General features: G+C 26.0%; 13 protein-coding genes and 1 riboswitch. All 13 genes read right to left on the reverse strand.

The window, feature by feature from the left end; translation table 11 throughout:
- Positions 1–81: 81 nt before the first annotated feature.
- Complete coding sequence (gene hemB / locus ABDZ71_RS08795) at positions 82–1,059, reverse strand: porphobilinogen synthase (protein WP_343760841.1); 978 nt, start codon at positions 1,057–1,059, stop codon at positions 82–84.
- Positions 1,060–1,102: 43 nt separating this feature from the next.
- Entirely contained in the window at positions 1,103–2,563 is a 1,461-nt protein-coding gene (cobA, locus tag ABDZ71_RS08800; protein ID WP_343760843.1) for a uroporphyrinogen-III C-methyltransferase, read from the reverse strand.
- A 20-nt stretch (positions 2,564–2,583) separates the two neighbouring features.
- Positions 2,584–3,456 carry a hydroxymethylbilane synthase gene (gene hemC / locus ABDZ71_RS08805; protein WP_343760845.1) on the reverse strand — a complete coding sequence of 291 codons (873 nt, stop codon included), beginning with the start codon at positions 3,454–3,456 and terminating at the stop codon, positions 2,584–2,586.
- A 22-nt stretch (positions 3,457–3,478) separates the two neighbouring features.
- On the reverse strand, positions 3,479–4,117 hold the full coding sequence (locus ABDZ71_RS08810) for an NAD(P)-dependent oxidoreductase (protein WP_343760847.1): 639 nt from the start codon (positions 4,115–4,117) through the stop codon (positions 3,479–3,481).
- 119 nt (positions 4,118–4,236) lie between these two features.
- Positions 4,237–4,947 (reverse strand): CbiQ family ECF transporter T component, encoded by a 711-nt coding sequence (locus ABDZ71_RS08815; protein WP_343760849.1) that lies wholly within the window; start codon positions 4,945–4,947, stop codon positions 4,237–4,239.
- Entirely contained in the window at positions 4,910–5,209 is a 300-nt protein-coding gene (locus tag ABDZ71_RS08820; RefSeq protein WP_343760851.1) for an energy-coupling factor ABC transporter substrate-binding protein, read from the reverse strand. Before ABDZ71_RS08820 ends, ABDZ71_RS08815 begins: the two co-directional genes overlap by 38 nt.
- A 3-nt stretch (positions 5,210–5,212) precedes the next feature.
- Positions 5,213–5,932: an energy-coupling factor ABC transporter permease gene (locus ABDZ71_RS08825; protein ID WP_343760853.1), complete on the reverse strand. Its 720-nt coding sequence runs from the start codon at positions 5,930–5,932 to the stop codon at positions 5,213–5,215.
- Between the two features lie 117 nt (positions 5,933–6,049).
- Complete coding sequence (locus ABDZ71_RS08830) at positions 6,050–7,138, reverse strand: pyridoxal phosphate-dependent aminotransferase (RefSeq protein ID WP_343760855.1); 1,089 nt, start codon at positions 7,136–7,138, stop codon at positions 6,050–6,052.
- A gap of 26 nt (positions 7,139–7,164) precedes the next feature.
- Positions 7,165–8,145 (reverse strand): adenosylcobinamide-phosphate synthase CbiB, encoded by a 981-nt coding sequence (cbiB, locus tag ABDZ71_RS08835; RefSeq protein WP_343760857.1) that lies wholly within the window; start codon positions 8,143–8,145, stop codon positions 7,165–7,167.
- Positions 8,146–8,179: 34 nt separating this feature from the next.
- Positions 8,180–9,679, reverse strand: coding sequence for a cobyric acid synthase (locus ABDZ71_RS08840; RefSeq protein ID WP_343760859.1), 1,500 nt, complete (start codon positions 9,677–9,679; stop codon positions 8,180–8,182).
- A 544-nt stretch (positions 9,680–10,223) separates the two neighbouring features.
- Positions 10,224–10,403: riboswitch (cobalamin riboswitch) on the reverse strand.
- A gap of 250 nt (positions 10,404–10,653) precedes the next feature.
- Positions 10,654–11,598, reverse strand: a complete 945-nt coding sequence (locus ABDZ71_RS08845; protein ID WP_343760861.1) for an ABC transporter substrate-binding protein — start codon at positions 11,596–11,598, stop codon at positions 10,654–10,656.
- A 30-nt stretch (positions 11,599–11,628) separates the two neighbouring features.
- Positions 11,629–12,378, reverse strand: coding sequence for an ABC transporter ATP-binding protein (locus tag ABDZ71_RS08850; protein ID WP_343760863.1), 750 nt, complete (start codon positions 12,376–12,378; stop codon positions 11,629–11,631).
- Positions 12,379–12,391: 13 nt separating this feature from the next.
- Positions 12,392–13,366 carry a FecCD family ABC transporter permease gene (locus ABDZ71_RS08855; protein WP_343760865.1) on the reverse strand — a complete coding sequence of 325 codons (975 nt, stop codon included), beginning with the start codon at positions 13,364–13,366 and terminating at the stop codon, positions 12,392–12,394.
- Between the last annotated feature and the right edge of the window lie 29 nt (positions 13,367–13,395).

Below are 13,395 nucleotides of genomic sequence, written 5' to 3' on the forward strand. Positions count from 1 at the left end.
ACAGAATCTATTTCTTCAAAAGCTGTTTACTTCACTAAAAAATCCTATATGCTTTATTTGTTATTTTTTATTTATTAATTATTATTTATTAATTTCCTCAATTATCCACTTACTTGCTTCTAGAGCATAATAAGTTATTATAATATCAGCTCCAGCTCTTTTTATAGAAGTTAACATTTCTAAAGCAACTTTCTTTTCATCTATAAGTCCAAGCTTAGCTGCAGCTTTTACCATAGCATATTCTCCACTTACATTATAAGCAGCTATAGGAAAATCAAACCTATCACTTGTCATTTTAATTACATCTAAATATGGAAGAGCAGGTTTTACCATAACTATATCTGCTCCTTCATTTATATCATCTTCTATTTCAAGCATAGCTTCTCTACTGTTACAAGGGTCCATTTGATAAGTTTTTCTATCGCCAAATTTAGGTGCAGAGTGAGCTGCTTCTCTAAATGGTCCATAAAATGCTGAACAATATTTTGCACTATAACTCATTATTGAAACATCTTTATAATCATTTTCATCAAGTACGTTTCTTATATGTAAAACTCTGCCATCCATCATATCTGATGGTGCTATCATATCTACTCCACTTTTTGCATAAGAAAGTGCTATCTTTCCTAAATATTCTAAAGTTGAATCATTATCTACTTTATTCCCTTTTATTATTCCACAATGGCCATGGCTTGTATATTGACACATACATACATCACCTATAACAAATAAGTTTTCATCTAATTCTTTTATTCTTTTTATAGCTCTTTGAACTATTCCATTTTCATCAAAGGCAGCAGATGCACATTCATCTTTATGATCTGGTACTCCAAATACCATTATTCCTTTTACTTTAGCTTTATTAACTTCTTCTACAAGCTCTTCTAATCTATCTATAGAATAATGATAATTACCTTCAAGTGAACTTATCTCTTCTTTTATATTTTCTCCCTCTACTACAAATATAGGATATATAAAATCCTGTGGCATTATAGTAGTTTCTCTTACCATGCTTCTTATACTTGAATCTTTTCTAAGTCTTCTGTGTCTTGTAAACATTTTTTATCAACCTCTCCATTTTCCTTACAAATAAAATTGCAGATTAATTTTTCACCAATAACAAATCTATGATTCCTTCTATAGAATATTTTTTTGCTACTTTGCATTCTATATTGTTTTTATTCAATTCTTTTTCTGTTATAGGTCCTATTGCTATAATCTCTTTGTTTTTTATTCTTTCAAGTCCTACCATAGAAATCATATTTCTAACAGTTGATGGACTTGTAAATATCACTGTATCTACTTTTTCAAATCTACTCTTATCTTGAAGTTTTCCACATAAAACCTCGTATAAATGTATTTCATCTACTATACAACCTTCTTCTCTTAAAGCATCTGGCAAAAATGGTCTTGCTTGTTTTGATCTTGGAATAAGTATTTTATCTTTATTTTTTATAACTTTTTTCATAGATTCAAATAGACTTTCTGCTACAAAATGCTCTGACTCTACAGCTGGAATTATTCCTCTCATCATTACAGCTTCAGAGGTTTTAGGTCCTATAACACCTATCTTAGCTTTTATATTTCTAATATCATATTTTTTCTCTTTTATATACTCAAAAAATATCTCTACTGCATTAACACTTGTAAATAATATATAATTATACTCTTCTAGATTATTTATATTTTTATCTAAATTCTCAGGAGTTTTTTTTATTTTTATAGAGTTTATTTCTGTAACTTCTGCACCAAGTTCTAGTAGCTTCTTTTTAAAACCTTTAGCCTGCTCTTTTGTACGAGTTATACATATATTTTTTCCTGATAAAGGCTTCTTTGAAAGCCAATCAAATTTATCATGAAATGAAACCACTTCTCCTACAACAATAATTGCTGGAGATGAAATTTTTTCATCTTTAACTTTTGTAATTATATTTTCTAAATTTCCAACTACTTTTTTTTGCTCTGATGTAGTCCCTTTCATTATTACAGAAACTTTAGTTTCTCTATCCATACCATATTTCAAAAGATTATCTGATATATTTTCTAAATTTGAAACTCCCATTAAAAATATTAATGTTCCTCCAATACTTGCTATAGACTTCCAATCTCTTTTAAAATCTCTACAAGTCTTCCCTGTAAAAACATGAAAGCTTCTAGCTAAATCTCTATGCGTAACTGGTATCCCTGCATAATTTAAAACTGCTATAGAAGATGTTATTCCTGGCACTACCTCAAAATTTATATTGTTTTCTAAAAGTTTTAAAACTTCTTCTCCACCTCTACCAAATACATAAGGGTCTCCCCCTTTTAATCTTCCAACTGTATGGCCTTCTTTAGCTAATTTAACTATCATATTATTTATTTCATCTTGATTCTTATAGTGACATCCTGGAATTTTTCCACAAAAATAAACCTTACAATCTTCCTTTAGATATTTAAGCAGTTCTCTGTTTGCTAATCTATCATATAAAACTGCTGTACATTTTTTTAAAGCTCTTACTCCCTTTAATGTTATTAGTTCTTCATCACCAGGACCTGCACCAATTAAATAAACTTTACCCATTACATTTCTCCTATATTAGATTAGTCTTTTAAAATATTTAAAGCTAAATTTATACCTAACATTTTATAATCTTCTTTTGGACCTTTTATTTCTTTTTTTATTATCTTACCTTCAACTTCAAATATTCCAATCATATTTATATTGTCTTCTTCTAAATAAGCATAAGCTCCTATAGTTGAATGACAATCACCTTGAAGTTTTCTCATAAAAGCTCTTTCAGCTTCTACACATATCCTAGTTTCATAACAATCTAAAGCTTTAAATAAACTTTTATTTTCACTGTTAGTTAAAACTTCTATTCCCAAAGCTCCTTGTCCAATAGCTGGAATCATTTGATTAACATCAAAATAATCTGTTATATATCTTTCTAACTTAATTCTTTTTAGTCCTGCTGCTGCTAAAACAATTCCATCTAAATTTTCTGTTTCTATTTTAGATATTCTAGTTTGAACATTTCCTCTTATAGGAACTATTTCAATATCCGGTCTTAAAATTTTCAACTGAGCTGCCCTTCTTTTACTACTAGTACCTATCTTTGCATAATTCTTTAAATCTTTAAAGTGTACACCATCTAAAGAAATAAATACATCTCTAGGATCTTCTCTCTCTGGCATAGCTACTATTTCAAAACCTTCTGGCATATCGCAAGGAACATCTTTCATACTATGAACTGAAGCTTCAGCTTCTCCCGCTACCATAGCTTTTTCTATATCTTTTACAAATAACCCCTTACCACCAATCTTATCCAAAGACATATTTAATATCTTATCTCCTAAAGTCTTTATAAGGAGTTTTTCACAGTTTATTTTATATTTCTTTCTTAATAAATCTATAACAATATTAGTTTGTACTTGTGCTAATTTGCTTTTTCTTGTCGCTATTTTAAAGTTCAAAATATACCTCCGTAAACCATTTTTAATCTGTGTGTGATTTATTATGTATTTTTCTAAATTCATAGTAAAACATTTCTAATACTTTATCTCCATAACCCTTTTTGTAAAAATAGTAAAAATCATCACTGCATGTAAAATTCATAATTTCATTTTTGTAGATACTATCAATTAAAAATTCTCTCAATCTAGTTAGATAATTTACATATTCATCATACATATATAATTTATTTTCTATTTTATTAGCTATATATGATGTAGCTTTAGGACATACCTTTTTAGTATTTAGTGAAAATATCATATTTTCACTTTCCCTTTGACAAGTATTAAATCCTAAAGTTTTTTCTTTCTCTGAAGAATCTATGTATATTTTATATAAATCATCACAATCTTTTCTTATTTTACTATTTAAACTTTCGTTATCTGTTGCTATTACTACTAAGTGTTTATCTAATATATAATCTTTTTTATATTTTTCTTTTATTATTTTAATCTTATCTTTAAATTCTAGTAATTTAGGCGAAATAGAGGGAGACAAAACTGTTACTTTACATCCTCTTTTTAAAAAAGAAGAAACTTTTATAAAAGCTGCTTTTCCTCCACCTACAACTAAAATATTGATTTTATCAGATTTTAGAGCAATTAAATTATAGTAACCTTTCATTTCAATCCACCTCTAAAATTATTTTTATCATAAATCATAAAATTAAATAACACTATAGACTTATAAATTAATTTTTTAAAATACACACTAAAAAAACTGAAAAACCTATTTTCCTACATCTAAAAGAAAAATATATTTAAATAAACTAGTAATACTAACATCACTATATATATTATTACTAAAATAGCTCTTTTTAAAGAAAAATCGAAATTTTTATCTAAATAAGGAGTATATCCTCTATATCCTCTACTATGTAATGCCTCTCTTATAACTTTCCACCTATTCATAGTATTCACGAAAATTAATCCTGCCATTTTACCAGTATTTTTTACTTTTAATGAAAAACTTTCAAAACCACCTCTAGATTTTATAGAATTATATAAAATAATATATTCATCATTAATTAAAACTAAAAATCTTTCCATGCTTTTAGAAATATCGCACATATCTTTTAGAAAATCTATCTTAGAAAAGAAATATAAAACATCGTCTATTGGAGTTGTTAAAGAAAAATATGACAAACAAAGTCCTGCACTTACACTTTTAAGTAAAATAATAGATACATAATAAAATCCATAATCAAATACAAAAGTTATTGAAGATATTAATGCAAATCCTGTAACTTCTAAAGTTATTTTTGTAAAAATTTTTTTATTATTAGAAGCTAGCAAATGAAGAATTATAAAAACTAATATGTTTAAAATAATAATATTATAATTTTGAGTAAATCCTATAATAATTATAGGACTTATACTCAAAATCATTTTTTCTAAAGGATGTATACTAGCTAATTTACTTTGTTTTGCAAGTAGACTTATTAGCTTTAACATTTCTTTTTCTTCCTATGTAATAACCTATAACTCCTGCTCCAAGGGCTGCTTGAAGAGAAAACAATAAGCTTTCTATTTCCCCAGATGGTGGTTCCCATATATGACTAAACCAAGGCTCATAATCTTTATTTAGCTCACTTATTGCAGATTCTGCCTGGTCATCTGTACCTGAAAATTCTCCACCTTTAATACTTCCAATAACTAAACATCCTGTTATCACTATTACACATATTAAACTAATTATAATATTTTGTTTTTTCATATTCTATACCTCCCCTAAACTTTTAAGTTCTTCTTTAGAGTGTTTTTCTATAAATTCAAATATCATTATTGTTATTAAACCTTCTACTATTGCAAGTGGTATTTGTGTTATTGAAAACACACCTAAAAATTTAAAAGAAGACATTAATACTCCACCATCATTTGCTGGAAATGCAAGTCCAAGTTGAATAGATGTAACAATATATGTTGTTAAATCTCCAATCATAGCTGCTAAAAATACTGCTACTTTTTTATTTTTATTTTTTAATCCTTTAAATATAACATAAGAAACTATAGCTCCCATAATTCCCATTGAAAATGTATTTGCTCCAAGAGTTGTTATTCCACCATGAGCTAAAAACACTGCTTGAAATACAAGTACAATAAAACCTACTACTGAAGATACAAAAGGTCCAAAAATTATTGCTGAAAGTCCTGTCCCTGTTGGATGAGAACAACTACCTGTAACTGATGGTATTTTCATAGCTGACAATATAAAACAATATGCTGCTACTACTGCAAGTAACATTTTTAAATCTTTGTTTTTGGAAGTCTTTTTTCTAATTTGTTTTAATCCTACTACTATAAAAGGTATACTAATTACAAAATAAACTAAACACCATTTTGGTGCTAAAAATCCTTCTGCTATATGCATTGCATGTACATTCTGAGTCAATGTAAAAACTAAAGCTATTACTAAAAATGGTAGATACTTTTTCTTCATTTTATTTCCCCCTATATTTACATTTAAAATTTAAAAAATAAAATATATTAGGCCTTTATACACTTTATTTCAATAATATTTTTATTATATAAACTAATCTGTACAGTTAATTTTCAGTTATATATTTTTTAATAAACTTATTAGTTTATTATTATTTTCTCTACTCTTTATAGCAAATCTAATATAATTTTCATCTAAAGTTTCAAAATCAAAACATTCCCTTATAACTATTCCTGACTTTAGTAAAACATCTTTTATATAACCTGATTTTAAATTTTTAAGCTTACATAGCACAAAATTACTATTAGTTTTATATACTTTTTCAAATATATTTATTTCTCTTAAGTTTTTAAGTATAAATTCTCTTTCTTTTTCTATATATTCTATAGATTTATTTATATATTTTTCATCTTTTAACACATAGTTAACTGCAACTTCTGCAAGAGAGTTTATATTCCATGGATTTTGCTTTTCTTTTATTTTCTTTATTAAATTTTTGTTTTTAGTTATTCCATATCCAAATCTTACTCCTGGAAGTGCAAAAAACTTAGTTAAAGCTCTAATTATAATAATGCATTTATATTTACTACATAAGTTTAATAAACTTATATTTTTCTTTCCTGTAAACTCTACAAATGCTTCGTCTATAATAATAGTTTTATTATTTTTCTCAGCAAATTCTAATACAGCTTTAAACTTATCCTTATCTATAACATTACCACTAGGATTATTAGGATTAGCTATTATAAGAGCATCACTATTTTTTAAACTTTCTTTTATATTTTCATAATTATAAGTCATATCCCCATTTAATTTAGAATAATTTATATTTAATCCCCATTTTTTAGAACAATCTTTATATTCTACAAAAGAGGGAACTACAATAGTTATACTATTAAACAAACTTATAGATAAATCTATTATTTCTATAGCACCATTTCCTAGAACTATATCCTCATTTTCAAATTTTATTAGATCATCTTTTTTATTAAATCCAAAATATTTATAAAAACTATCTAAATAATTTATTATATTGTTTTTTAAACTTCTATACTTAATATCTGGATATACTTTTACATTTTCTAATACTTCATTTATATTTTCTTTTAAACTCTCTGGAACTCCTAAAGGATTTATGTTAGAACTAAAATCTATAAGATTTTTTCCTTTTAATATTCCTTCTGTATATATATCTCCACCGTGCATATAAATCACCTTTTATTTTATTATTTTTAGTTCATTAATCTATAGCATCCAAATACTGACAATCCATAAAATATAAGCATTAAAATTTCTGATGCATAAAGAACTTTTATACTTTCTTTTATATGTATTTTATTTAATTCCTTTTTTCTATCACCCATAGTGGGTTTTTCTATTACTTCTCCAAAATATACATTAGTTCCACCTAGCTCTATATTAAGTGCTCCTGCAGTTGCAGATTCTGGATAAGCACAATTTGGACTTTTATGATTTTTCCTATCTCTTATCATAATTTTAAAACTTGTAAAAATATTACCAGAGGTTATAGGAGAAACTAAACACATAAGTATTCCTGTTATTCTAGCTGGAATAAAATTAAAAACATCGTCAACTTTAGCTGGAAAAAATCCTATATACTTATATTTAGCTGTTAAATATCCAAGCATTGAATCCATAGTATTAATACCTTTATACATCATAGCAAGAGGTGCTCCTCCAAGTATTGCATAAAAAAGCGGTGCTATTATTCCATCTGAAGTATTCTCAGCTACAGTTTCTACATCTGCTCTTATTATTTCATCTTCTCTTAAACTTGTAGTATCTCTACCTACTATATATGAAAGCTTTAATCTAGCTTTTTCTATATCATTTTCTTTTAAAGCATAATAAACTTTTAAAGCTTCTTTTGCTAAACATTTAGCTGAAAGAGTTGTCCAAATTATAATTATATTAACTCCATGATACAGGTAAAAATTTATCCTTAAAAATTTAAGTATAATAAAAGGTACCATAAAACTTACAAAAGCTACTATAAGTACAATAGCTCCTCCAAAATATTTTAAAGAGTTATTAGATTTAGATATCTTTCTAAATCTTTTTTCTAAAAAACTTATAAGTTTACCTATATATATAATAGGATGAGGAAATCCATAGGGATCTCCTATTAAAAAATCTATAAAAACTGCTATAATTATATCTATAAAATTTTGAAATATATAATACTGTAGCATGTAATTCTCCTCTAATTAAATCTTCTATATAATGTTATTTTTCAGGTCCTTTCATACCCATGATTGAATATATTTTATCTATGTCTAAACTTTTTCTTACTATATCTGCTAATTTATCAAGTTCTTTTTCTCTTAAGTGTTCGAATATTTTAGATTTCTTTTTATCTATTCCTTTTTTCTCTCTTAAAAGATTAATTATTTTTTCTCTAAAATATACTGCATCAAATACACCATGTATGTAAGTACCCATTATGTTTTCTTTTTCATTTATAGCTCCATCTAATATCTGAACTTTTTCACCATTTTCTTCTATTATCTTAAATAAAGGTTTAGATTCTTTTCCATAACTGCTTATTCCCATATGTATTTCATATCCATAAACATAGTTTTCTTTTATTTCATTCTCTACATTTTCTAAAGCTTTAACTCTAGTTGTAACTTTTTCTTTTTCAAAAGTAGTTTCAATATCTAAAAGTCCAAGTCCTTCTATTTCACCCTTATCTGTTTCAACTTTAAAGGGATCTTTTATTGTTTTTCCAAGCATTTGATACCCGCCACAAATACCTATTACTTTTCCAGTTTTACTATAATCTTTTATAGCTTTATAAAGTCCTGATTTCCTTAAATACATTAAATCTTCAATTGTATTTTTACTTCCTGGTATTATTAATAAATCTGGATTTTTAAATTCTTTTATATTTTCTATGAATCTTATAGATACATCTTCTTCATTTCTTAAAGCATCTATATCTGTAAAGTTTGATATGTGGGGAAGTTTTATTATAGCTATATCAATTTTGTCGTAAACTTCTTTATTAAATTCTATAGCTCCATCTTCATCTTCTAAATCTAATTTTCTATAAGGTACTACTCCAAAACAAGGAATTTTTATTATATCTTCTATCATATCTATACCTGGTTTTAATATTTCTATGTCTCCTCTAAATTTATTTATTATAGTGCCTTTTACTCTCTTCTTTTCATCATCTTTTAAAAGAAGCATAGTTCCAGCAAGAGAGGCAAATACTCCACCTTTGTCTATATCTCCTGCTAAAAGTACTGGTGCATCTATAAGCTCTGCCATTCCCATATTAACTATGTCATTTTTTCTTAAATTTATCTCTGCAGGACTTCCTGCCCCTTCCATAACAACAATATCGAATTTATTTTCAAGCTCCTCAAATTGCTTTTTAAGCATATCTTTAAACTTAATTTTCAAATTTTCATATTCCATTGCTGATCTATTTCCGTATACTTTTCCATTAAGAATAACTTGGCATTTTCTATCTGAGGATGGTTTTAAAAGTATAGGATTCATATAAACTTGTGGCTCTAATCCTGCTGCATAAGCTTGACTTACTTGAGCTCTTCCCATTTCTTTTCCATCTAAAGTTATATAAGAATTTAAAGACATATTCTGTGATTTAAAGGGACAAACTTTATATCCGTCTTGCTTAAATATTCTACATAACGCCGCAACTAATACACTTTTTCCTACTGAAGAAGCTGTTCCTTGTATCATTATTTTTGCCATATTAAAAATGCTCCTTTTTATATCATTTATATAAGTAATATCTAAATAAAAAGTCAACTAATATACTGATATTTTATATTTTTATTATTCTACTAATATCATAACTATTATAACAATTAAAGTCATTATATTTAGGAAAATATATCCGTAATCTTTTGCTTATTATTTATATAGAAACAAAGGGATGCTTCACTTTACTAAAAAATCTTAATCCATCTTTTAATATTTATAAAAAGATTTATAATTTAATAAATAACAAAAAGGTGGTAACCTTTGAAGTTTACCACCATACTTAATATCAAACTTATTTGTTCAAATTCCTTATATATTTTAATATTATGATTAAACGAACTAATTTAATATTTTACACAATAAAATATTAATATACTAAATCATTTAAGGATATAAATAAAATATTCTTATAGATTAAATAGTTAATTTAAACTATTTTAATATATTAAATATGTATAATACTAAAATTTAAGATAAACTCAATCATAAAATAAAATAATTAAATATTAAATATATCTTTCCCTCCGAAAGTCTAATTTTCTTAATATAGGCAGGTTTCCTGACTTATAATTCTTCCTCACTCTTAACCTTCCCGTTTCCAGTGGCTTAAATAAGAGCTTGTCTTTAAATACAGTAGCGGGGGCTGCTGCAGATTCCAACTGCATTCCCTTTTACCCTTCCCTAAGAAGGCACCTAATTACGTATTCAATTTTCTTTTTTATATTATATGAAATATTTACTTATGTCAATATAATAATATTTATTAAATAATATTTATTTAATAAATATAAAATCAACTATTAATATAAAAACCTAATTTATCTTCTTAAATGAACAAAAACATATATTTGTAAAATTACAATTTCCTTAACAATAAATAAACCTGAAAAGAGAAATTTCTAATTTCAGGTTTTATTTTATATAATATTTAATTATATCTTATTTAAATATTAGCACGTATCTTATTTAGTTGGCTTGTCATACATAAATTTTTGTAGTTGCTTTACTCCTTCTACATATCTAAATGTAGGAGAAGATATTAATTTTTCATTTATTATATAAACTCTATCATTTTTAATAGCATTTATTTTATCAAAGCCAGCTCTTTTCTTTATTTTGTCTACAGAAACTGTACGGTTCATAACTCCTTTTTGAGCTACATATACTTCGATTTCTGATGCTTTAGAAAGTATTTTTTCAGTTCCATAACTTGCTATACTACTTTTCTTTAAACTAGTAGCATCTTTTGCTACATTTATTCCACCAGCATATTCTATAGCTTTACCTGCAAAACTATCCTTTGTAACTGTTCTTAAATCATTAGTAGTACTTTCAAAATATACTTTTCTTTTATCTTTTATTTGACTACTTTTAGTTTTTATAGCATTTAAATTTTTATGATACCTATTTAATTTTTCTTCTGCTACTTTTTCTTTTCCTGTTATTTTTCCTAATGTTTTTATGTATTTATCAAAATCTTCTAGTTTTTTAGGATAAAGACTTATAACTTTTATTCCAGCATTTTCTAAAGATTTCACAAAATCTTTATGGGCTTTTGCAGTAGTAGTTCTTAATAATACAACATCTGGTTGAGCCTTTATTATATTTTCTGGATCTTCCTTATAATCATAAACTTTTTTCTTTGAAACTTCTTTAGGATATTTGTCTGATTTACTAACTCCTATTATTTCTTTATCTAATTGGAGTGAAAATAAATTTTCAGTATGTGCAGAATAAAGTGAAATTATTTTTTTAGCTGGTTCTTTTAACTCTATTGTTTTTCCTAAATCATCCTGAATTTTTATTGATTCTTCCTTTCCATTAGTAGATGTTGTTGTTGTTTTAGCACAAGCTGAAAAAACAAGTATAAACATCAAACTCAAAACTACTAGTAACTTCTTTCTCATTATTATCTTCCCTTCTATATCAGTAATATTTTAATAAACCTCTAAAGAATCTTTTATAAATTCCCCTTTAATATTAAACACATCTTTTAATGCAGTCTTATTTAAAACTTCACTACTTTTCCCAAAATTATAAACGGATCCTTTATTTAAAATAACTAATTCATCACAATATTTTCTAGCTATCTGTAAATCATGCATTATAAATATTATTGTCTTGTTTTCTTCTTTTGCTTTTTCTTTAATAAGTTTTAAAAACTTGATTTTATAATAAATATCTGCATTACTAAAGCCTTCATCTATTAAAATTATATCTGTATTTTTACATATAGTTTTAGCAAAAAATACTCTTTGAGTTTCTCCCCCGCTAAGCTCTGTTATTTTTTTCTTTTTTATTTTTATAAGTTCTGTATCTTCTAAAGATCTATTAATTATATCTATATCTTTAGATTTTAAATTTCTACCACAAAACGGGAACCTACCCATAGCTACTATTTCTTCTATAGTATAAGGAAATTTAATCTGAAACTCTTGTGACATAAGAGATATTTCTCTTGATAAATCATCAATACTATAGTATTTAATATTATCTCCTTTTATGAATATATCTCCCTTTATATCTTTTATAATACCAGTTATAGCTGAAAACAAAGTGCTTTTACCGGTACCATTAGGCCCTATTATTCCATAAAACTTTCCTCTTTCAAAAGAAATATTTATATTTTTAAGTATTTCTTTTTTACCTACAAAAGCCTTTAAATTTCTTATTTCAAGTATCCCCATAAAAAAACTCCTACTAATTTTCCATTGTATTTTTTCTATTAATAAATATGTAACAAAAAAATGGTCCTCCTATAAGGGTTGTAAGTACCCCTACTGGCAATTCATTTTTAAGCATACTTCTTGTTACAGTATCTGCAACTAAAAGTAATATTGCTCCCATAAGAGCACTAGCTGGAATAACTTTTTTATTGTCAGCTCCTAAAAGAAGTCTTGCTATATGTGGAACTACCAATCCTACAAATCCTATAATTCCACAAAGTGAAACACAAAGGGCAGTAATTATAGAACATACCACAAGGAATATTTTATATACCCTATCATAGTCAACACCTAAAAGAATAGCTTCTTTTCTTCCTAAAGTCATAATATTAAGTTCACTAGAATATTTTACGCAAAAGAAAAATCCAATCATCACAAAAACAGTTAAAATAAAAGCTTGTTTCAAGCTTTTAGAACTTAAATTACCCATTAGCCAATAAATTATTGAAACTGAATCTTCATCAGAAATACTTTTTATAAAACTAACTCCAGCTTGACAGGTAGAACTAACAATTATTCCTGCAAGAACTAAACTTGAAGTAGTTATAATTCCTTTTGCTTTAGCTATCTTTAAAACAGTTATGAAAACAAGCATTGAAAAGATTACTGCCATAAACTGAATAGGTATATCTTTAGATGTTGCTATATTTATGTATATTGCAATGCAAGCTCCAAGAGCTGCTCCAGAAGAAATTCCAAGAGTATAAGAATCTGCTAATGGATTATTTAAAAGACTTTGAAGAACTACTCCACTAATTGAAAGCCCCATTCCAACTACCATAGCTAATATAACTCTTGGAAGTCTAACATTAATTAATATAATCTTACCTATATCTTGTTTTAAACTTAAAATATTAGCTTTTCCAAGTGCTAAAGATACTAAGAATACCAAAACAAGAATAACTATACATAAACTGATTACTAATTTAAAATTTTTTTCTTTAACCATTATTTCTCCCTTAAATAAGCAATTTAAAA

Origin of the sequence: Clostridium oceanicum, from assembly GCF_039521385.1 — a bacterium.
GTDB lineage: Bacteria > Bacillota > Clostridia > Clostridiales > Clostridiaceae > Clostridium_F > Clostridium_F oceanicum.

Coding starts and splice junctions, on each gene's coding strand:
- ABDZ71_RS08830 (WP_343760855.1), bottom strand. CDS start 7,138: ATGCACGGTGGAGATATATATACAGAAGGAATATTAAAAGGAAAAAAT.
- ABDZ71_RS08840 (WP_343760859.1), bottom strand. CDS start 9,679: ATGGCAAAAATAATGATACAAGGAACAGCTTCTTCAGTAGGAAAAAGT.
- ABDZ71_RS08810 (WP_343760847.1), bottom strand. CDS start 4,117: ATGAAAGGTTACTATAATTTAATTGCTCTAAAATCTGATAAAATCAAT.
- hemB (WP_343760841.1), bottom strand. CDS start 1,059: ATGTTTACAAGACACAGAAGACTTAGAAAAGATTCAAGTATAAGAAGC.
- cbiB (WP_343760857.1), bottom strand. CDS start 8,145: ATGCTACAGTATTATATATTTCAAAATTTTATAGATATAATTATAGCA.
- ABDZ71_RS08825 (WP_343760853.1), bottom strand. CDS start 5,932: ATGAAGAAAAAGTATCTACCATTTTTAGTAATAGCTTTAGTTTTTACA.
- cobA (WP_343760843.1), bottom strand. CDS start 2,563: ATGGGTAAAGTTTATTTAATTGGTGCAGGTCCTGGTGATGAAGAACTA.
- ABDZ71_RS08850 (WP_343760863.1), bottom strand. CDS start 12,378: ATGGGGATACTTGAAATAAGAAATTTAAAGGCTTTTGTAGGTAAAAAA.
- ABDZ71_RS08845 (WP_343760861.1), bottom strand. CDS start 11,598: ATGAGAAAGAAGTTACTAGTAGTTTTGAGTTTGATGTTTATACTTGTT.
- ABDZ71_RS08820 (WP_343760851.1), bottom strand. CDS start 5,209: ATGAAAAAACAAAATATTATAATTAGTTTAATATGTGTAATAGTGATA.
- ABDZ71_RS08855 (WP_343760865.1), bottom strand. CDS start 13,366: ATGGTTAAAGAAAAAAATTTTAAATTAGTAATCAGTTTATGTATAGTT.
- ABDZ71_RS08815 (WP_343760849.1), bottom strand. CDS start 4,947: ATGTTAAAGCTAATAAGTCTACTTGCAAAACAAAGTAAATTAGCTAGT.